We start from the raw sequence: 19,590 nt of genomic DNA on the forward strand, positions 1-19,590 counted from the left end.
GGCCCATTGACGCAATCCGGCACGCTGGCCATTGCTATGCGCCTGGATTGCTGCCGCCTTGGAGGGATGCCCGTATGCTCGAACGCCATATCGCCGATTGGGACAACGCCTACACCAATGGCGCCAACATCGCCGGTGGCGATCGTTGGCCTGCTGCATGGGTGGAATCGGCACAGACGTTTCGCGACGCCCTGTCGGCAGATGAGAGAGCGCAGTTCGACATCGCCTATGGTGACAGGCCGCGCAACCTGCTTGACCTGTTTCTGCCTGAAGGCACGCCGAAGGGGCTCGTCGTCTTCGTCCATGGCGGTTACTGGATGGCGCTCGACAAGAGCTACTGGTCGCATCTCGCCAAGGGTTCCATCGACAGCGGCTACGCGGTTGCGATGCCGTCCTACAGCTTGTGCCCGGAAGTCAGGATCGGCGATATCGTGCGCGAGGTCGGTGCGGCGATCGGCAAGGCAGCCGCGTTGGTCGAAGGCCCGATCATGCTGACCGGTCATTCCGCCGGCGGACACCTCGTGTCGCGCATGGTCGCGGCTGCTTCGCCGCTTGCGCCCGATGTGCAGTCTCGTATCCGTCATGTCGTTTCGCTCTCGGGAGTTCATGATCTCAGGCCGCTGATCAACACCGGCATGAACAAGACGCTCCACATCGACGAGACCGAGGCGCTGGCTGAAAGCCCGGCGCTGCTGCGGCCGGTGGACAACGTCCGCATCACCTGCTGGGTCGGCGGTGGCGAGCGCGCCGAGTTCCTGCGCCAGAACGCATTGCTTTCCAATATCTGGACCGGGCTTGGCGCCACCACCGCTACAGTGGTCGAGCCCGACCGGCATCACTTCAGCGTCATCGACGGGCTTGCCGACAAGGATCATGCGCTGACAAGGACCTTGCTCGGCTGAACATGCGCGGATGATACCGACGCGGCCGAAGATGATGTCGATGGCCGTAGCGCGCACATCGTCGGTTCAGTTTCCGCGACCCCGTTGGCAATGTGCAGGTGGCCTCTGTCCCCGAGGGGCAGTGCCGTCCAATTGGCGGTCCCATGCAGGGCTTGCCGCGTCCGGGGCGATTGCACAAGTTGCCCTGTTTGTCCGTGTCCAATGATCCTATCTAGTTGAAAATCAATATATTTTATGGCCGGTCGCATGATTGCGATTGACAAGCCTCGGCATCCCTGAGTAGCGTCCGCCTCGGAATCGGTTCCGCCGAGAGGCGGATGAAAAGGGAACACGGTGAGGCCGAAGGCCAAATCCGCGACTGCCCCCGCAACTGTAACCGTTGAGCCTCTTCCATCATGCCACTGAACGCATTCGCGCGTTCGGGAAGGCGGAAAAAGGCTGTGACACGGAAGTCAGGAGACCTGCCCGTTCCAGTCACCCATGCTTGTCCACGGGGTGTGGTCAGGCGCGGTCGCTCGTGGCGGTGACATCGAAAGTGTTGCCGCATGCGGAAGGCCGTCGGGTCAATCTTGTCCCAAAGTCTGCCTGCCGACCTGTCTTGCCTGCGGTTTGGAAACCGGGTGCGATCCTTGTCGCGCCCCCCAAACCATTTGAGGGCAGAAATGCAGAGACTTATCCTGGGCATCGGCGCGATCATGCTGGCCATCCCGACACCATCCAGCGCGCAGCAGGCGCTCGCTGCAGGCGGCGTGACCGTGCTGCCGCGCCTGGTCGTTACGCCGCTCCGCCGCGAAACCGCGCTTGTTCGCCCGACGTCGTCGGTCACCCTGATCGACGAGCAAGAATTGCGAAAGTCCGCGGCAGCAGATCTGCCGTCGTTGCTGAAGCACTATGCCGGCGTTTCAATCATCGGCTATGGCGGCCAGGGCGCGTCGTCCAATGTCTATCTGCGCGGCATGTCGGCCGGCCAGACGCTGGTGCTGGTCAATGGCGTCCGCAGTTCGTCGGCGACCAGCGGTACGAGCTCGATCTTCAACATTCCGCTGTCGTCGATCGAGCGTATCGAGATCGCCAAGGGACCGCACTCAGCGCAGTATGGCGCCGATGCCATCGGCGGTGTCGTCAACATCATCACCAAACAGGGCGGCCAGTGTGCCGACGGCCGTAACACCTGCGGCAGCATCACCTCGGGCGTCACGCATCCCTGGGGTGGCTATCTCTCAGGCGATCTGCGCGGACGCACCGAGGACGGGATCGATTACTCCGTCGGTGGCTCCATCCTCGGCACGCGCGGCTACGACTTCACCACGCCGCTGGCCTGGGGACATGAGCCTGACGACGATGGCTTCCTGCAGGGCTCGCTCAACGTCGCTGTCGCCAAGGAGTATGGCTGGGGCCGGCTATATGCCGATGGCCTGTTTGCCCGGGGCCGCAGCCAGTACGATGCCTCCCCGCCTTCCGCCAATGAAGTTGACACCGACACCTTCGCCGGCAGGATCGGCGCACGGGTGAAGCATTCCGACAGCTGGAGCTCGACCGTCGAACTTTCCGGCAACCTCGACTATTCGAACAATGTCCGTGACGGCGTCGTGGGCAGCAGCGAATTCGACACCAGGCGCTACGGCATCTTCGCGTCGACGGAAAAGTCCTTTGAAACAGGTGAAGTCAGGCATGTCCTGGTCGGCGGTGCCGAGGCCTATCGCGAGGAGGTGGCTTTGACTGTCGATTTCGGTGTCGGCTCGCGCGACCTCGCGGCGGTGTTCGGCCAGTACTCGCTCGACTATGGCGCGCTGACGATCGACAGCGGTCTGCGCTACGATCACAATGAACAGTTCGGAGGCGCCACCACCTACAACATCGGTGCCAGCTACGAGCTCGTTCCCGAGCTTGTGGCGCGCGCCTCGTACGGCACCGGCTTCCGGGCGCCGACCTTCAGCGACCTCTATTACCCCAACTACTCCAATCCCAACCTGAAGCCGGAGAAGTCGCGGTCCTATGAGATCGGCATCAACTGGCGTCCAAGCGAGGGGACCGAGCTTGACGTCGCCTTCTACCAGACCTGGCTGACCGACGCGATCGCCTCCAACCCGCCGACCTACCTGCCGTTCAATGTCGCGCGCGCCAAGGTGACCGGTATCGAGGCCAGCCTGTCGCATGCGTTTGACGACCGCTGGAGTGGCAAGGTTTCGATCGACTACCGCTCGCCGAAGAATGAGGACAACGGCCGCTACATTCCCTATCGCGATCGCTTCAAGGCGGCCGCCGAGGTGAGCTTTGCCGCGACCGACAGCCTCGACCTCACCGCCAAGCTGCTCTACGGCGCGGCGCGCTACGCCAATGCCGCCAACACCGTCAAGCTGCCGGACTATGTGACGGTGGATTTCGCCGCCAACTACACGGTCGACGAGCGGGCGAGCCTGAAGTTTTCGGTCGAGAACCTGTTCGACGAACACTATTCGACCGTCACCAACTATCGCGCGCCGGGCCGAAGCTTCAATCTGAGCTTCACGCGTGTGTTCTGATGCGAGGTAACATGCCCACCAATCGTCTCAGCTGCGCTCGGTTTCGAGCGTGGCTGTCCGCTCTCGCGGGGCTGGCCGCGTTGTCATCAGCGCCGGCAGCCGCCGTGCCGCCGAAGCGCGTCGTGTCGATGAATGTCTGCACCGACCAGCTGGCGATGCTTCTGGCGGCCGAGGGGCAGCTGCATTCAGTGTCCTATCTTGCAAGCGATCCCAACACGTCGGTGCTGGCCGATCGGACCAACGGCTTTGCCGTCAATCATGGCCTTGCCGAGGAAGTGTTTCTGATGCAGCCTGACCTGGTACTCGCCGGAGCCTACACGACACGGACGACGGTTGAGCTGCTGAGGCGCCTCGGCATCCGGGTCGAGGAATTCGCGCCGGACAGCTCCATTGCCGACATCAGGGCCAACATCCTGCGCATGGGAGAGGTCCTGGAGCGGCGCGAAGAAGCGGCAAAACTTGTCGCCGCGCTTGATCGTGGCGTCGCCGAATTGGGCAAGGAAAGCGCCTCGGGCAAGACCGTCGCGACCTACTACGCCAACAGCTACACCTCGGGCACCGGAACGCTCGTCGACGAGATCGTCAAGCTTTCCGGACTGGTCAATATTGCAGACAAGCTCGGGCTCAGCGGCACGGCGCGGTTGCCGCTGGAGATGCTGGTCATGGCCAAACCAGATTTGGTCATCGGTGGCGGCGAAGACTATGGCGCCCCGGCACTCGCCCAGGAAAACTTCGTCCACCCGGCCTATCGGGCGGTCTCCGGGCAGGGCAGGGCGGTGGCGGTGCCGTCGCGATACACCATTTGCGGCGCGCCGTTTACACTTGAAGCCGCCCGCCTGCTGCGCGATGCCGCCGAGGGGGACGCCAAGTGAGCGACATCTCCCGCTACAGGCTCGTGCTTGCCGTTCTTGCCATCCTGGCCACCATTCTGTTCCTGCTTTCGCTCACCGTCGGTCCGGCGGGCCTCGGCTTCGGCGACAGCATCGCTGCATTGTTTTCCGACAAGGCCGGCGCCATCGAGCTGATCATGCGTGAGATCCGCCTGCCGCGCGCGCTGCTCGGCCTGATGGTCGGTGCTACACTCGGGCTTTCCGGTGCGGCACTTCAAGGCTATCTGCGCAATCCGCTGGCCGAGCCGGGCCTGATCGGCGTCAGCGCTTCAGCTTCGCTGGGCGCGGTGATCGCCATCTATTCCGGCCTGACGATTGTCTTCCCGCTTGCCTTGCCGCTGTCGGCATTGGCTGCCGCCGTGCTCGCCGTCGTCGTGGTCCAGGCACTTGCCGGCCTGCGCGGCAGCACCTTGACCATCATCCTGGCAGGTGTCGCCGTGTCGAGCTTTGCCGGCGCGATGACTTCGCTGGCGCTCAACCTGTCGCCCAATCCGTTCGCCGCGCTCGAGATCATGTTCTGGATGCTCGGCTCGCTGACCGACAGGTCGATGACCCATGTCTGGCTCGCCTTGCCGTTCATGCTCGTCGGCTGGGCAATGCTTGCGGCCCTGGGACGGGCGCTCGATGCGTTGACACTTGGCGACGAGACGGCAGCGAGCATGGGCATCGACATGCGCCGCGTGCAGTTGCTGGCCGTGTTCGGCACCGCGGCTTCCGTCGGTGCCGCAACGGCGGTGTCGGGCGCCATAGGCTTCGTCGGGCTCGTCGTGCCGCACATGCTGAGGCCGCTGGTCGGCGCGCGCCCGTCGCGGCTGCTGCCGGCGAGCGCCCTGGGCGGTGCCTGCATGCTGCTTGCCGCCGACATCCTTGTCCGGCTCGTCGCGCCCGGCCGCGACCTCAAGCTCGGCGTTCTGACCGCAATCGTCGGCGCGCCGTTCTTCCTGTGGCTTGTCTATCGCACGAGAAGGAAGCTTGCTTGATGCTGCTCGATGTTCAAGATCTCAGGGCGTCGCTCGGCGGCCGGCCGGTGCTCAACGGCGTGTCCTTTTCCGTCATGGCGGGTGAGTTTGTCGGCCTCATCGGCCCGAACGGAGCCGGCAAGTCGACCTTGCTGCGCGCATTGCTCGGACTGACACCGGCAGACGGCGCAATCGCGTTGGGTGCGCTCGCCGCCGCTCATGTCTCCGCGAGGGAGCGCGCTCGGCATATGGCCTACGTTGCGCAGGAGCGCGAGATCGCCTGGGCCGTGCCGGTCGAGATGCTGGTCGGCCTCGGTCGCTCGCCCCATCGGCCAAGTTTCGCCTCGCTCGCCCTTGCCGATCGCAACGCCATCGACGCCGCAATGCGCAAGATGGAAGTCGACAGCTTTCGGGACCGCGCTGCGACCGAGCTTTCGGGTGGCGAAAAGGCGCGTGTGCTGATCGCCCGGGCGCTGGCACAAGAGACGCCGCTGCTGCTCGCCGATGAACCGACATCAGGCCTCGACCCATCGCACCAGATCACGCTGATGCGCCTGTTTGCCGATCTCGCGACCAGCGGACGAAGCGTCGTGGCTTCGCTGCACGACCTCGGGCTCGCCGCCCGCTGGTGCACCCGACTGCTGCTCATCGACGCCGGCAGGATCGTCGCCGACGGCCCGCCTGATGAAGTGCTGACCGCCCAAACCCTGCGCGACGTCTATGGCGTCGAAGCCTTCTTCGGCGAGACAGCGGGCGGGCTGGTTGTCCAGCCGCTCGATCTCGTTGCCGTCGATACCGGAGCACGACCATGAGTTACCTCGAGCAGTTGCTGCGTCACCACCTGACCGACTGGCGCAGCGGATGGAGCATGGGCACGTTTGGCGCCATTGCCGAGTTCCATCAGGATGACGGCGAGGTTGCGGTGATAGACGACACCTACCTGCTGACCCGGGCTACCCGGCGGGGCGGTATTCGTGTCGATCGCGGCACGTTGAGCGAACTGGTGCCTGTCGCCTACGAGACGCTCAGTCCGAAGCGGCATCGCTGGAGCCAGGCGGTGGCGTTGTGCCTTCCTGAAGCGAAGGCGCGGCGCGGCAGCAGGAGCGTGCTGAGTGAGATCGGGCCGGACGATCACGCAATCCGGGGTATTGACCGCACCGGCATCCTGTTCGACATGGGCCTGTCCTTGCCGCAATGCGACTTCTGCATCCGCACCAGCGAGCCAAAGCTGCTGGCCGTCTTGCGCGCCAATCTCGGCCGTTCGCTGTTCGAGCATGGCAATGAGGCGATGCCGGCGATCCTTGCGGTCCATCCGCATCGGATCGCCTTGACCAATATCGGCCGTGTCGAGGTCTACCAGAAGATCGGTGGACCCGACACGGGCGGGGTTTCTCCCGAGGGACCGCATACACATCTGCTGCCGAAGCTTCTGAAGGGAGGCCGCACGCATTCGGCCAACACGCCGATCCCATCTGGCCTGTTGCTAGTCGGCTCGCTGCATCCGGGCAATCCGGTCATCGATCCGCTGGGCAAGGACCGGCCGTTCGACCTGACCCTGCATAGCGAGTTTCAGGAATTGATGAGCCGTTTCGGCACCGCCGAGGCTCTCGCCGGCAAGGCCTATGTCGACGACGCGCTGGAGACGGGCAGGGACCTCGACGCCGGCCAGGCGCCTGCCGGGCGCCATGCCCGGGCTGCGTTGCGTGTCGCGCTGCGACAGAAGGTCCGTCTTGCCGAGTGCCTGGGAGATGAAGCACGCTGCCAAAGGATCACGACCTGGCAAGCCAGCTTCGAGCAATCGGAGCCGGAGGCGGAGGACGACGACGCGCCGGGCCACGCGGCCTAAGGCTTCGGTGCGCAAACTCATGCCCGTCGGCGAAGGCTCCGGCCGTCGCCGACAGAGCAAAATTCGGGGCCAAACTAAACTTGATATTTATAGTCATGTTTTGTATGGTCCGGTTGTGCTCGGGACAGGACGGCCGCAACGGCCACCGTCGGCACGATGGGACCAGGTCGTGGCAATAGCTCTTTCGGCGATGAATGTTGGGACGCATCGGATCAGCAGGCTGGGTCTGCGTGCGACCAGCCAAGCGGTCGAACTGACGCGGGCCGAGCTTCATCAATTGGTCTGGTCACGGCCGATGACCGAGATCGCCGTGCAGCTTGGCGTGCGCGACCAGCAGGTGGCGCAGGCCTGCGATCGTCATGACATAGCTCGCCCACAACCTGGGCATTGGCAGAAACTGCAATACGGCAAGGGTGTCGAGCCCAAGCCGCTTTCGACCGACTCCTATGCTGCGGAAGAGCCGGTCGTCATCGCTGGTCGCGAGACTTTTCCGCGCATCCGCGACAACGAGCTTGCGCCAGGGGTCAGCAGGTGATGATGCATGTCAACCCCTTCAAGGATGCCGGCGAGGCGCAGGGCGATGGGATACGCCGATATCGCGAGACGTTCGCCGAGGTCGAAGCGCTGGGCGCCCAGGTTCGACGGGCAAGGCGTCAGGCTGATCTGAGCCTGAAGCGCGTCAATGCCGTGCCGGAACCCCACAGTGTGGGCAATGCCGTTTTCGCGGTTGAGCTGGAGCGCCACGGCGCCGACCGCGAGACGATGTTCGAGGCGATGCGCAAGCTAGACGCAGCGCGCCGGGCGCTGCGGGCTATCGTCTCCGATTTCGTCTTGGATCAGGACACAACCGTCCCGATGGGTCTGCGCCGTCCTGCCTGAGGAAGGGCCGGACTGTCGCGGGACAACATATCAGCTGGAGACTATCGAGTGTCAAAGATGGCCGAGATCGAACGCCGCAGTGAAGAGGCGTCGGCGCATATCCGCGCAACGATCATGAATGAGTTTTGCGACGTCATGCACAAGACAGGCCTGTCTCCGATTGCGGTGATGCGGCTAGCCGCGCAGGCGGTCGGGTCGATCTATCGCGAAGTGGCCGACGTTCATGCCTGCCCCGATGGCTGCCCTTGCGGCTGGCGGCCTCATGAAGTGTCCGACATCGAGGTTCTTGGTGCTGCCCTTGCGGCCGCGTGCCGGCAACATCGGCGCAGTCACGATCTGCGGTTGATGCGGGTCATCGGCAGCGCATGACCCGCGTTGCGGGCGCCCCTGCCTTGGGGCGCTCCTTTACCGGACAGTCTGCCTCAGCCCAGCCAGCGCCTCCTGCACGTCGGCTCGTGCTTCGTTGGCTTCGGGCCAGACGGCGTAGACCGGATAGGTAAATTCGGGCGCGCCTTCGACGGTTTCCAGCTCGCCCGCGGCGATCAGCGGGGCAACCACGCCCTTGCGGAAGTAGCCCGTTCCGCCGGCGCGCAGGATGTAGCTCAGGCCGAGCGGGCCGAGACCGACGACAAGTCCGGGCTCGCCAAACGCCGTCGAGCTGGCATCGTGCTGGGCGGCGAACAGCGGCCCCCAATCGACATAGACATAGGTCTCGGCCTCCGGCCTGCCATTGCCGGGCAAGGTCCTGACCAGCACGAGCTGCTCTTCCTGGAGGATCTCGACCTTGAAGCCGGGCAAAAGCTTCGGCGCATAGAGCACGGCGATGTCGAGCACCCCGTTCCTGAGCTGGTCGAGCAACTGGTCCGGCACGCCGACATGGGCGTGAACGGCAATCTCGGGCCTGGCTTTCTTCATCCACACCAGCCAGTCGAGCAGCAGCGGGTTCCACAGGCTGAGCTCGCCTCCGAGCGCGACGACGCTTGTCCGCCCGGAGGGGATGGCCAGCTGGTAGCGGGCGCGCTCCCAGATCTGGACGAAGGATTGGGCGAAGCGCTCGAACTCGCGGCCGGCCGGGGTCAGTTGCGCGCCGTTGCGATTGCGAACGAACAGTTGGCGGCCGAGCTCGTCCTCGAGCGTACGGATGCGGGCGCTGACGGTCGTCTGGGTGACATGGAGCCGGTCGGCGGCTCTGAGGAAGCTGCCGCAATGAACGATCTCGAGAAACGTGCGGGCGCGGTCGATATCCATACGCCATTAGTGCAAAAAAATTGCATCAATGCAGCATTTAAATCCGTTTGCCTTTCGGAGTGACGGAGCGCAGCTTTTTCGTGTCGAGATCGATCTCGCCGCCAAGACGGGACAAGAAGATGATGTCTGACCAAAAAGGCGCTCCTCCCGAAACGCGCGAATACGCTTCGCCTCCTTGCTTCATGCATGAACTGGAACCGGGCTACCGGACTGATACGGCTCCCATGGACGCGTGGCCTGATGTCGCGCGATGGCGCAAGGCGGAGCGGGCGCGCCTGATCGACGAGCGACTGCTTGCCGATCCCGACGAACGCAAGGCTCGCTCCGAGCGCATCGCTGCCGAACTCGACCTGGCAATCGGCAAGGTCAGCGGCCACACCGTCAGTGTCTATTGGCCATTCCGCGGCGAGCCGGATCTGCGCAACTGGGCCGTCCGGGTGATCGGGCGCGGCGGCAGGATCGCCTTGCCTGTCGTCATCAAGAAGGCTTGGCCGCTGGAGTTCCGTGCCTGGCCGCCGGGCGATCCGCTCGAACGCGGTGTCTGGAACATCCTCGTTCCCGCCAATGGTCCGGCGATCCTGCCCGATGTCGTCATCGCGCCGGTCGTGGGGTTCGACGGGGCAAACTACCGGCTGGGCTATGGCGGCGGCTTTTTCGATCGCACCCTTGCCGCGATGCCCAAGCGACCGCTCGTCGTCGGCGTCGGCTACGCAGGCAGCCGGATCGCCACGATCTATCCGCAGCCGCACGACATTCCGATGGACATCATCGTCACCGACGAATGAGTGATGGGACGAATGAGTGATGGCTAATAGGTCGCAGTATGCCACCCTTGTCGTCAGGGGCTCTGCTGCTAGGCTTTGACAATGCGATGCCGGATGTCCGGACAGTCAGTGCGACACGGATCGCAACTGGGAGGAGGTCGCCTGTCGTGAATGAAACTGTACAGCCAAAGGGGCGTTCGCTCTATCTCGAGCTGGGAGGCGAAGAGGCCGTACGCCGGCTGGTCGAAATCTTCTACGACATCGTCGAGCAGGACGAGGCTGCAGCCGAGCTGCATCTGTTGCATCGCAGGGGGCATGGCGTCGCGCATTCGCGTGAGGAACAGTTCAACTATCTCTCAGGCTTTTTCGGCGGTCCGAGCTATTACGTTCAGAAGCACGGGCATTCGCGTCTGAAGGAAATCCACGAGCACGTGGCGATTGGCCCGGAACTGCGCGATTTGTGGCTGACATGCATGCGCCAGGCGGTGGCGAAGGCCGGCCTGTCCGAGCATCTGCAGGCGTTGGTGATGCGCCACTTCACCTTTGCCGCCGAGATGACGCGAAACAGGGACTGAGCCAGCCTATCTGGCCTCCCGGCCGCGGCGGCGGCCGGGGTCCGGCACTTCGGCCTCAGTGGTAGGGCTGCATCGAACCCGGTGCAGGCTCGCCGCGCATGTTGACGACCGGCTCGCCTTGCGAGGTCGGGGCTGCCAGGCCAGTGGCGACCACCGACACCTTGAACTGACCCTGGAGCGAATTGTCGAAGATCGCGCCGACGATGATGTCGGCTTCATCACCTACCTCCTCGCGGATGCGGGTGGCGGCTTCGTCGACCTCGAACAGCGTCATGTCCATGCCGCCCGAGATCGAGATCAGCACGCCCCTGGCGCCCTTGATCGAGTTTTCGTCAATGAGCGGGTTGGCGATCGACGCTTCGGCCGCCTTGCTGGCGCGGTTTTCGCCGCTGCCGACGCCCGTACCCATCATGGCGCGGCCCATGTCGCGCATCACCGTCTTCACGTCGGCGAAGTCGAGATTGATCAGGCCTTCCTTGACGATCAGGTTGGTGATGCAGCTGACGCCGGAGTAGAGCACCTTGTCGGCGATGCCGAACGCATCCTCGAAGGTGGTCTTGGCGTTGGCGATGCGGAACAGGTTCTGGTTCGGAATGACGATGACCGTGTCGGCGGCCTGGCGCAAAAGCTCGATGCCCTGTTCGGCCATCTGCATGCGCCGCTTGCCTTCGAAGGTGAACGGCTTGGTGACGATGGCAACGGTGAGGATGCCTGCCGCGCGTGCTGCCCGTGCGATCACAGGTGCGGCGCCCGTTCCGGTGCCGCCGCCCATGCCGGCGGTCACGAAGCACATATGCGTGCCGGAGAGCTGATCCATGATTTCATGGATCGATTCCTCGGCTGCCGCCTGACCGACCTCCGGCATGGAGCCGGCACCGAGACCCTCTGTCACCATCGAGCCGAGCTGAACCAGCTTCGAGGCCTTCGACATGGTCAGCGCCTGAGCATCGGTGTTTGCGACGATGAACTCTGTGCCCTCGAGACCTTCGGCAATCATGTTGTTGACGGCGTTGCCGCCACCGCCGCCGACACCGATAACGGTCAGCTTCGGCCTCATTTCCGAGATCTCAGGTTTCTTGGAAGTGTTCATGGTTCCGTTTCCTGCGCAGCGCCCCTGCCCGAATCGGACCGGCTCAGGGAATCAGATTGATCGGGAGGCTGCAAGGAATAGCCTGTCGATTGCGGTTTTTAACCGGCAGATCTGGGCTTTTGCACCTGTAAGTGAGGGAGGCAAGCACTCGATCCGCTGTCCGGCCGCTGCTGGTGCAGCCGGACAGCTTGGGTGTCGTGGTCAGAATGCCTTGAGCCGAGCTGTAGCGCCGGAGTTGGTATGCCCACCGGCTTCCGGGTTGGAGTGGAGGACAGCTATCTTCCGCCCAGCCTGTCTGGCAGCTCTTGGTGCAGCATTTTCGACCGGTCCAGGTCGCTTTCGTAGCCTGGTTGTCGGAACCGCTCATTTATCAAAAACGCTAGCGTGGGCAGGCGTCACAATGGCTGCTCATGCGACTGCAGGAATGACCTTCGCTCCAGCGCGCGAACCTCAAGTTGGCGGAGGCGCGTCTGCAGCCTGTTGGCCCCGACAGAGGAATACTGGTGCGAGCCGATGCGTTGTCGCGGCTCGTCTCAAATCCGATGCCAGCCATCTGCCATCTGTCACCAATGAGCCATCTCGCGAGCATGCCATGGTAATATCAATCGATACCCCTCCAAATTGGCGCGATATCGCGCGGGTTGCCTCAGGTGAGATGCTGGCTCTCGCCCCAGCCGCCTGGGAACGCGTTGCACATGCCAATCGTATCGTGACGCGTATCGTTGAGAACGGCGTGCGTGCTTACGGTGTGAACACTGGGGTCGGCGCGCTTTCGAACACGGTAGTCGAACCAGCTTTGCAGGAAAAACTGTCGCGCAACATAATCCTCAGCCATGCCTGCGGGGTGGGCGAACCAGTGCCTGAGCACAGCGTCCGGGCCATTATCGCATCTCAGGTGGCCAACTTTGCACATGGTCACTCTGGCGTGCGCCCTGAGATCGTTCTGCATTTGCTGCGCTTCCTGGAATGTGACTGCATCCCGGAAGTTCCGTCACGAGGGTCAGCCGGATATCTCACGCACAATGCTCACATTGCGCTGGTCTTGATCGGTGAGGGCAGGGCGCAAGTTGCCGGGCGCCGAATGAATGGCCGTGATGCGCTGGCTGCAATTGGAGTTGAGCCATTGGTGCTTGGCGCCAAAGAAGGATTGAGCCTGGTAAACGGCACCGCCTGCGCAACTGGGCTCCTGTGTGTAGCGCTGGCGCGCGTCGAGCGGCTATTGCGCTGGGCTGATGCTGCGGCGGCGCTGACGCTTGAAGCCGCGGGTGGTCAGATGGAGGCATTTGACGAGCGGGTGCTCGCCATGCGGCCGTCACCCGGCATCCAGGCGGTGGGCGTTACGCTGCGTGCTTTGCTCGAAGGCAGCGGCCTGATAAGCGCGGCACGCGGGCGCCGGACGCAGGACGCACTCAGCCTTCGTGCCGTGCCTCATGTGCACGGTGCAGCGCTTGAAGTGACGGAGCGTTCGGCGCAACTTGTCGATCGCGAGCTCGCCTCAGTCACCGACAATCCGGCGGTATCGGGTACGCTGGAAAACCCGCTGGTCTTTTCGGAGGCTCATGCCGTTGCGCCGGCGCTGGGTCAGGCGGCCGACAGCCTGACGATCGCGCTGGCTCAGGTGGCGGGGATGAGCGAACGGCGGATTGATCGTCTGGTCAACCCTCTCGTCAACAATCTGCCAGCATTTCTCGCCAGCGAAGGCGGCTGCAATTCCGGCTTCATGATCGCGCAGTACACTGCCGCCTCGTTGAGCAATGTAAACCGCCGCCTCGCAGCCCCAGCTGCAACCGACGGCGGCGTTACCTCAGGGTTGCAGGAAGATTTCCTCGCCCATCCGACCGTTGCCGCCAACAAGCTGCTGGCGGTCATCGACAACGCCGAATATATCCTGGCAATTGAATTAATGGCGGCAGCCCAAGCGCATGACTTCCTGGCTGGCGACGAAACGCGCGCGCCTGGAACGGATGCGATCTATCGCTCGGTTCGTGAACGTGTCGCGCATTATGCCGACGATCGCCCACTGTCGTGGGACATTGAAACGGTTCGATCTTTCATACGAGAGACGGATATACCTTAGCGAACCCACGACTGAGGGACGACCACGCTTGGTCGCGGTCGACTCCTAATCCGATGGACGAGCCAACCCTTGGAGTGATCGCAAGGCCGGCCAACAACTTGCCTGGTTAGCGTCTCGACAAGTCGCGCAGACGGCCTGTCTTCTCGCGGCCGCCCACATGAGTGGGCAGCCGGAGCCAGCCTAAACAATTGGTTTCAGAGTAAGCCTCCGGTGGGGGCCGCGGCCGCCTTGGATTGTCAGCGTGCCTGACTACGGCTTTTCTCGAAGCCGACCTTGCCGAGAGCGCGGCGTCTGGCGAGCTTTTTCATCCGGGTTTGGATTTCGTCTTCATCGGCATGTGCGGGATCGAACGGACGGCCGTGCCAGCGCTTGAGTTCGCGATGCTGCTCGTGCTTGGGATCGGCGATGGCGTCGAGGAACAGTTCGAAGCCGGGGATGCCGCCGACATCTTCGGGTGGGGCGCGGCCGGCGCCGTCGATGTAGCGGGGATACTCGGCGGCGGGATCGGCATCGGCGACCGCCTCGATCGTGATCGTGTGCCTCCAGTCGTCACCGAAGTCGTAGGTGTAGGTCAGTTGCATGATGCCGCGATCGACCAGCGAGCCGAGCCGCAAGGTCTTCGCCGAGTAGGTTTTATCGCGCAGGCTATCCCATTCGGGATTAGGGATGGCGTAGCGCCTTCCGTCGGCGCGGAACTCGAACAGGTGATAGTCGTCAAACGGCATGGCCGCCTGGATTACGTCGTGCAAGGCCTTGAGCGTTGCCGTCAGCGGCACCTCGGCGCGCCGCCAGATGGCTGGCTGCCAGTCATCGAGCTGGATCCTGATGCGGGCGATGCGATGGGCGTGGCTCATGCCGCCAATCTTGCAGATTGCGCCTTCCAGTTCCACGGCAGGAGTTCGGACAGCCCCCTTTAGGGCGTGTCGGCGATGCGGGCGAGCACATCGGCCTCCTGGTGGGGCGGGTCAGCATCATTGAGCTTTGCCGTGCCGATCAGGGTATACATGACGGCCGCGCGATCGGCCCCTCGGGGCGACCCAGCGAAGAGCCACGACTTTCTGCCGAGAGCCAAGCCGCGCAGCGCCCGTTCGGCAGCATTGTTCGTCAGGCAGATGCACCCGTCTTCGAGGAAACGAGCGAAGCCCGCCCAGCGTTTGAGCATGTAGTCGATCGCCTGGGCGACCGGGGCGTGGCGCGAGAGCCTGGCACGCTCGCCACGCATCCATGCTTCCAGCTCGGCGACGAGCGGCGCGCTTCTTTCGGTCCTGACGACAAGACGCTGCTCGCCAGCCAAGCCGTTGATGTCGCGCTCGATGTCGAACAGGAGATCGATGCGTTTGACGGCTTCGAAGGCGATCGGCGAGATCGGCGGCGCGGCCTTTCCCCGACGAGCATTGGCGGCGATGTCGGCAAGCACGAAGAACTTGCGCCGCGCATGGCTCCAGCAGAGCGCCTCCGTCACCGGTCCGGGCTTGCGGTCGCGGAGGTAGAGCCGGTTGTAGCCGGCATAGGCGTCGGCCTGCAGAATGCCGGTGAACTGCCTCAGGTGCCGCTCGGGATGATCGCCGGACCGGTCGCGGGATGCGTAGAACAGGGCTGCCGGTGGTGATGCACCGCCGAAGGGCCGATCGTCGCGGACATAGATCCAGGCTCGACCGGTGGTCGTCTTGCCCTTCGCCAGGATCGGCACCGTAGTGTCGTCGCCGTGAAGCCGCTCTGCCGAGAGCACATGGTCCTCGATCAGCGCATGCAGCGGACGCAGCACCACCGCGCATGCGCCGACCTGATCGGCCAGCGTCGACAGGCTCAGCTCGATGCCTTCGCGGGCATAACGCTCACTCTGCCGGTTCAGCGGCTGGTGCTGGCCGAACTTCTCGAACAGCACCATGGCAAGCAGGTTCGGGCCGGCAAAGCCGCGCGGCGTGACGTGGAACGGCGCCGGTGGCTGCGTGATCGCCTCGCACTGCCGGCACGAGAACTTCTCGCGCACCGTCTGGATCACCTTCCACTGGCGCGGGATCACCTCCAGCGTCTCGGTGACGTCCTCGCCCAGCTTAGACAGCCGGACCGATCCGCAGCACGGGCAGCTCTCGGGTGCGGCAATTACCACGCGCTCGCGCGGCAGATGCTCCGGGAACGGCTTGCGCGACGGGCGCCGGCGCTCGAATGAGCGAACCGTCTGTGTCTGGGACGCCGCCCTCTCGGCAGCGAGTTCGTCCTCCGATGCGTCCGCCTCCAGATCCTCGAGCTGTAGTACCATCTGCTCGAGCAGCCTGGCCTTGCGTTCCGAACGGCTGCCATAGAGCTCGCGCCTGAGCTTCTCGATCTCCAGCTTCAGTCGTGCAATCAGCGCCTCCGTCCCGGAACTGACCGCCGCCGCGCGGGCGGCAAGGGCTTCGGCCTCAACGCGCGCGGCGCGCTCCGCGAGGATCATCGCGTGGGCGGCGGCGAGGTCGGAAGGGAGCGATTCAGCGGCGGACACCAATCGATGGAATCACATCCACCGCCATGTGCAAGGCCAAAATCGTCAGCCGGTCGCCGTCGGCCGCCAGGTCTTCTGCGGCATGCGCCAATCAATGCCTTCGAGCAGATAGCCGAGTTGGGCCGGCGTGAAGGTGACTGCGCCGTCGGCCGGCGATGGCCAGACGCCTCTAAGAGACTCGAGCTTCTTCGAGAACAGGCAGGCGCCCTGGCCGTCGTGCCACAGAACCTTGATCAGATCGCCGCGACGGCCGCGGAAGACGAACAGATGACCATTGTGCGGATCACGCTTTAGCGTCTCCTGCACCACCAGCGCCAGGCCCGGAAAGCCCTTCCTCATGTCGGTGTGGCCGGTCGCCAGCCATACCCGCACGCCGCTCGGAACCGGGATCATCGGGACCCGAGCGCGTCCAGAACGCGCCGCAGCGCCTCGGCATCTACGTCGCGATCGACGCGGACGCGGCGCCCGCCGCCAAGCTCGATCTCGATGATGCCGCTCTTGCGGCGACGTCGGCCGGGAGACGCCGATGGCGCCGGCGCCTCAACGGCGGGCGGCGCAGCAGCAGGAACGATCTCGACCGCGACCAATTGCGAGGGACCGGCATCGACCCGATCACACAGGTCCTTGCGCCATCGAAAGAGTTGGCTGACGTGAATGCCCGCCGATCGCGCGACTTCCGACACCGACACGTCAGGCTCAAGAGACGCCGCGACCAGGCTCTCCTTCTCCTCACGCGACCACCGCCGGCGTCTCTCGACCGACGTGATCACCTCCACCCGCGGCATCGTCATAGGGCTACTCCTAGGATTATCCCTAGGACTTCCGACGTTCGCCCTCAGCCCGCAAGGCGGTCCTCACCGGAGGGATACGTTTCAGAATGATCCCATGCGAATTCGGCGTCGTCCACCGGGGCGCGATTGAGCCACAGGGATCTGCGGATCGAACAGTTGGGGGTTCAGTCAACCAGACCCACGCATTGATGGTGGCCTTGGGCATACATTATGCCTATATATGGACAACGATGATGGAACCTGTTGCACCATGACAGTCAACGTCTGGTCGCCCGCGATCTCGAAGGCCGACGGGCCGCTGTATCTGGCGATTGCCGACGCCTTGTCGGTCGACATCGCGTCTGGCCGCTTGCCCGGCGGCTTTCGGCTGCCGCCGCAGCGGACACTTGCCGACCAGCTTGGCATCGATTTCACCACGGTGAGCCGTGCCTATGCCGAGGCGCGCAAGCGCGGGCTGGTCGAAGGTCGGGTCGGGCAGGGCACCTATGTCAGGATGCGTCGTCCGTCCAACTCGCCGTCGACGGTGACCGGTATCGTCGACATGAGCATGAACCTGCCGCCGCGGTTCGACGATCCGGAGCTCGCAGCAAAGATGTGGGACGGCATCGCCGAACTGCAGGCCGGCGACGGGCTCGGCCTGTTGATGCGCTACCAGGAAGCCGGCGGCACGCTGCGCGACCGCGCCGCGGGCGCCATGTGGCTGGCGCCGCGTCTGGGCGATATCGGCCCTGGTCGGTTGATGGTCTGTCCGGGCGCGCAAGGGGCGTTGCTGGCGCTGCTGGGGGCGTTGGCAGCACCGGGCGAAACCATCTGCGCCGAGGCTCTGACCTATCCCGGCCTGCTTGCCGTTGCCGAGCATCTGCGCATCGGCGTCATCGGCGTGGCGATGGATGAGGAAGGGCTGATTCCCGAAGCGTTCGAAGATGTGTGCCGCAAGCGCGCGCCGAAGCTGCTTTACTGCACGCCGACGCTGCACAATCCGACAACAACGACGCTGTCGCAGGTACGGCGCGAGCAGATCGTGGCGATCGCGCGCCAGCACAATGTGCTGATCGTTGAGGACGACGCTTATGGCGCCTTGCCGGTCAATCCGGTGGCCACTTTCGCGGCCCTCGCATCCGAAATCACTTATCACATTGCCGGCCTGGCCAAGTGCCTGGCGCCGGCGCTGCGCGTGGCTTATGTGGTGGTGCCGCAGGAGCGCACGGCAGCCCATCTAGCCGGCGCCATCCGCGCCACCGCCGGCATGGCCTCGCCGCTGACGGCCTCGCTTGCCACGCGCTGGATCGAGTCTGGGGTTGCACAATCCGTGCTGGCGGCAATTCGAAGCGAAACCAGGCAGCGGCAGGCGATCGCGTCGCAACTGCTGCCGTCCAGCCTTGTGCAGGCAAATGCCGAAGGCTTCCACGTCTGGCTGAAGCTTCCATCTGGCTGGAGCCGGAGCGACTTTGCCGCGCGCCTGCGCTCGGCCGGCATCGGCGTCGTCACCAGCGATGCGTTCTCGGTTTCCGGGCCTGCACCCGAGGCAGTGCGCCTCGGGCTGGGTGCGGCGCCCGATCAGGCGTCGCTTGCCGCAAGCCTTGGGACAGTCGCTGACCTGCTCGTGCAGCAGTCGGCGATGTCGTTGATGGTCGTCTAGGGGATGGCGCTCGGCAGTGGGCCGGCGAAACGCTCGATCCGGTTCATGCCAAGGATTTGATGCAGCGGGGTCTCGTCACTCACCCGGCGAAACATGCCGGGCGACATCCAGCGCGCAAAGCCGTCGACATTGGGCGCGCCGCGACCTGAACGAACATCGTCGATCCATAAGGTGCGTGTTTCGAGCGAGATACGGGTCAGGCCGGTCGAATTCGGCACGCCGGCATGGGCATGAGCGCTGGAAAACGCGATGATCTGACCCGGTGCGATGACCACCGGCGTAGCGTCTGCGACCTCAAGCTCCTCGGTCAGATGAGGTATCGCCGCGTCGGCGTCGACAGCGTTGCGACCACCGGCCTTCGACCGCTCCAGCAGCGCGGCAAGGTCGAAGTCGGCGCTGGTGTTCGCGACCGGACGATCCCAGAGCGAGGGGTAGATCGCGAAGGTGCGCCCTTCATCGATGTCGTAGACCGGCGCCCACCAGTTGGTCTGGGCATAGAGGTTGGAACCCCAGGTGTCGCGGTGGAAGGCAATGGTTGCGGTGGTGCGGGCACGCGGCACGACGCTCCCCGGATCCTGGTGCGGCTGAAACCTGAGATAGAGGGTATCTCGTGCGAGCCCTTCCGCCTCCAGGCCGCAGGCCTCGAAGACATCGCGCCACAGCCGCCTGACCTCCGGCGACCGGGCGAAATCGCGCTGGCGCTGGGCGAAGCTCTCCGTCTGCTCGTGATGCGACAGGTGGCGATGTATTTCCTCCGGTGCGAAGGGCGCGAACGCATCCTCAAGGAAGGTTTGGGTGAAGCTGACGAGGTCGGCCATCGGCACAAGTGCGCCGAAGCGAAGAATGTCGCCGGCATAGATCCGGTCATGAAGCAGGCGCGGGCCGGGCGCCTCGGAGACGTCGCTGTACATCAGATCGCTCCGCAA

General features: G+C 64.2%; 19 protein-coding genes, 1 pseudogene and 1 riboswitch. Of the genes and pseudogenes, 13 read left to right on the forward strand and 7 right to left on the reverse strand.

Features of this window, described 5'->3' with window-relative positions; genetic code table 11:
- The first annotated feature begins 74 nt into the window (after window positions 1-74).
- The 9 genes from Amn_RS28805 to Amn_RS28845 all read left to right on the forward strand — a co-directional run bounded on the left by Amn_RS28805 (window position 75) and on the right by Amn_RS28845 (window position 8,367).
- Window positions 75-902 carry a hormone-sensitive lipase gene (locus Amn_RS28805; RefSeq protein ID WP_067967776.1) on the forward strand — a complete coding sequence of 276 codons (828 nt, stop codon included), beginning with the start codon at window positions 75-77 and terminating at the stop codon, window positions 900-902.
- Window positions 903-1,183: 281 nt separating this feature from the next.
- A riboswitch (cobalamin riboswitch) is annotated at window positions 1,184-1,385 on the forward strand.
- A 179-nt stretch (window positions 1,386-1,564) separates the two neighbouring features.
- Window positions 1,565-3,424: a TonB-dependent receptor domain-containing protein gene (locus Amn_RS28810; RefSeq protein ID WP_286298391.1), complete on the forward strand. Its 1,860-nt coding sequence runs from the start codon at window positions 1,565-1,567 to the stop codon at window positions 3,422-3,424.
- A gap of 11 nt (window positions 3,425-3,435) precedes the next feature.
- Window positions 3,436-4,296: an ABC transporter substrate-binding protein gene (locus tag Amn_RS28815; protein WP_182574342.1), complete on the forward strand. Its 861-nt coding sequence runs from the start codon at window positions 3,436-3,438 to the stop codon at window positions 4,294-4,296.
- Window positions 4,293-5,294: a FecCD family ABC transporter permease gene (locus Amn_RS28820; protein WP_182574343.1), complete on the forward strand. Its 1,002-nt coding sequence runs from the start codon at window positions 4,293-4,295 to the stop codon at window positions 5,292-5,294. The genes Amn_RS28815 and Amn_RS28820 overlap by 4 nt, the downstream gene beginning before the upstream one ends.
- Window positions 5,291-6,085, forward strand: coding sequence for an ABC transporter ATP-binding protein (locus tag Amn_RS28825; RefSeq protein WP_286298395.1), 795 nt, complete (start codon window positions 5,291-5,293; stop codon window positions 6,083-6,085). The genes Amn_RS28820 and Amn_RS28825 overlap by 4 nt, the downstream gene beginning before the upstream one ends.
- Entirely contained in the window at window positions 6,082-7,119 is a 1,038-nt protein-coding gene (locus Amn_RS28830; protein WP_286298397.1) for a DUF6925 family protein, read from the forward strand. The genes Amn_RS28825 and Amn_RS28830 overlap by 4 nt, the downstream gene beginning before the upstream one ends.
- A 295-nt stretch (window positions 7,120-7,414) precedes the next feature.
- Window positions 7,415-7,654, forward strand: a complete 240-nt coding sequence (locus Amn_RS28835) for a hypothetical protein (RefSeq protein ID WP_286298399.1) — start codon at window positions 7,415-7,417, stop codon at window positions 7,652-7,654.
- Window positions 7,654-7,998 carry a hypothetical protein gene (locus Amn_RS28840; RefSeq protein WP_286298402.1) on the forward strand — a complete coding sequence of 115 codons (345 nt, stop codon included), beginning with the start codon at window positions 7,654-7,656 and terminating at the stop codon, window positions 7,996-7,998. The genes Amn_RS28835 and Amn_RS28840 overlap by 1 nt, the downstream gene beginning before the upstream one ends.
- A gap of 57 nt (window positions 7,999-8,055) precedes the next feature.
- Window positions 8,056-8,367: a hypothetical protein gene (locus Amn_RS28845; RefSeq protein WP_182574347.1), complete on the forward strand. Its 312-nt coding sequence runs from the start codon at window positions 8,056-8,058 to the stop codon at window positions 8,365-8,367.
- 36 nt (window positions 8,368-8,403) lie between these two features.
- On the opposite strand, the gene Amn_RS28850 is transcribed toward Amn_RS28845, so the two are convergent.
- A complete protein-coding gene (locus tag Amn_RS28850; protein ID WP_286298405.1) occupies window positions 8,404-9,246 on the reverse strand; it encodes a LysR family transcriptional regulator in 843 nt (280 codons plus the stop codon).
- A gap of 122 nt (window positions 9,247-9,368) precedes the next feature.
- On the opposite strand from Amn_RS28850, the gene Amn_RS28855 reads away from it, so the two are divergent.
- Both Amn_RS28855 and Amn_RS28860 read left to right on the forward strand, forming a co-directional pair.
- The gene (locus Amn_RS28855) at window positions 9,369-10,031 is read left to right on the forward strand and encodes a 5-formyltetrahydrofolate cyclo-ligase (protein WP_286299052.1); all 663 of its coding nucleotides are present in this window, start codon (window positions 9,369-9,371) and stop codon (window positions 10,029-10,031) included.
- Between the two features lie 146 nt (window positions 10,032-10,177).
- The gene (locus tag Amn_RS28860) at window positions 10,178-10,585 is read left to right on the forward strand and encodes a group II truncated hemoglobin (RefSeq protein WP_182574348.1); all 408 of its coding nucleotides are present in this window, start codon (window positions 10,178-10,180) and stop codon (window positions 10,583-10,585) included.
- 55 nt (window positions 10,586-10,640) lie between these two features.
- Here Amn_RS28860 and ftsZ read toward each other — a convergent pair whose 3' ends face one another.
- Window positions 10,641-11,675 (reverse strand): cell division protein FtsZ, encoded by a 1,035-nt coding sequence (gene ftsZ, locus Amn_RS28865; RefSeq protein ID WP_286298408.1) that lies wholly within the window; start codon window positions 11,673-11,675, stop codon window positions 10,641-10,643.
- Window positions 11,676-12,267: 592 nt separating this feature from the next.
- On the opposite strand from ftsZ, the gene Amn_RS28870 reads away from it, so the two are divergent.
- Window positions 12,268-13,752 carry an HAL/PAL/TAL family ammonia-lyase gene (locus Amn_RS28870; protein WP_154384323.1) on the forward strand — a complete coding sequence of 495 codons (1,485 nt, stop codon included), beginning with the start codon at window positions 12,268-12,270 and terminating at the stop codon, window positions 13,750-13,752.
- A 236-nt stretch (window positions 13,753-13,988) separates the two neighbouring features.
- Here Amn_RS28870 and Amn_RS28875 read toward each other — a convergent pair whose 3' ends face one another.
- From Amn_RS28875 to tnpA, 4 genes and pseudogenes are all read right to left on the reverse strand, one after another.
- Entirely contained in the window at window positions 13,989-14,606 is a 618-nt protein-coding gene (locus Amn_RS28875; RefSeq protein ID WP_286298412.1) for a plasmid pRiA4b ORF-3 family protein, read from the reverse strand.
- 62 nt (window positions 14,607-14,668) lie between these two features.
- Window positions 14,669-16,186: pseudogene (gene tnpC, locus Amn_RS28880) on the reverse strand (IS66 family transposase); the annotation flags it as partial.
- A 93-nt stretch (window positions 16,187-16,279) separates the two neighbouring features.
- Complete coding sequence (tnpB, locus tag Amn_RS28885) at window positions 16,280-16,627, reverse strand: IS66 family insertion sequence element accessory protein TnpB (RefSeq protein ID WP_286298414.1); 348 nt, start codon at window positions 16,625-16,627, stop codon at window positions 16,280-16,282.
- Window positions 16,624-17,025: an IS66-like element accessory protein TnpA gene (tnpA, locus tag Amn_RS28890; protein ID WP_286288512.1), complete on the reverse strand. Its 402-nt coding sequence runs from the start codon at window positions 17,023-17,025 to the stop codon at window positions 16,624-16,626. The genes tnpB and tnpA overlap by 4 nt, the downstream gene beginning before the upstream one ends.
- A 250-nt stretch (window positions 17,026-17,275) precedes the next feature.
- Here tnpA and Amn_RS28895 point away from each other — a divergent pair, with 250 nt between their 5' ends.
- Window positions 17,276-18,664, forward strand: coding sequence for an aminotransferase-like domain-containing protein (locus Amn_RS28895; protein WP_067968483.1), 1,389 nt, complete (start codon window positions 17,276-17,278; stop codon window positions 18,662-18,664).
- On the opposite strand, the gene Amn_RS28900 is transcribed toward Amn_RS28895, so the two are convergent.
- Entirely contained in the window at window positions 18,661-19,575 is a 915-nt protein-coding gene (locus tag Amn_RS28900) for a hypothetical protein (protein WP_286298420.1), read from the reverse strand. The genes Amn_RS28895 and Amn_RS28900 overlap by 4 nt on opposite strands.
- Window positions 19,576-19,590: the final 15 nt, after the last annotated feature.

The organism is Aminobacter sp. Y103A (assembly GCF_030294925.1).
Lineage (GTDB): Bacteria > Pseudomonadota > Alphaproteobacteria > Rhizobiales > Rhizobiaceae > Aminobacter > Aminobacter ciceronei.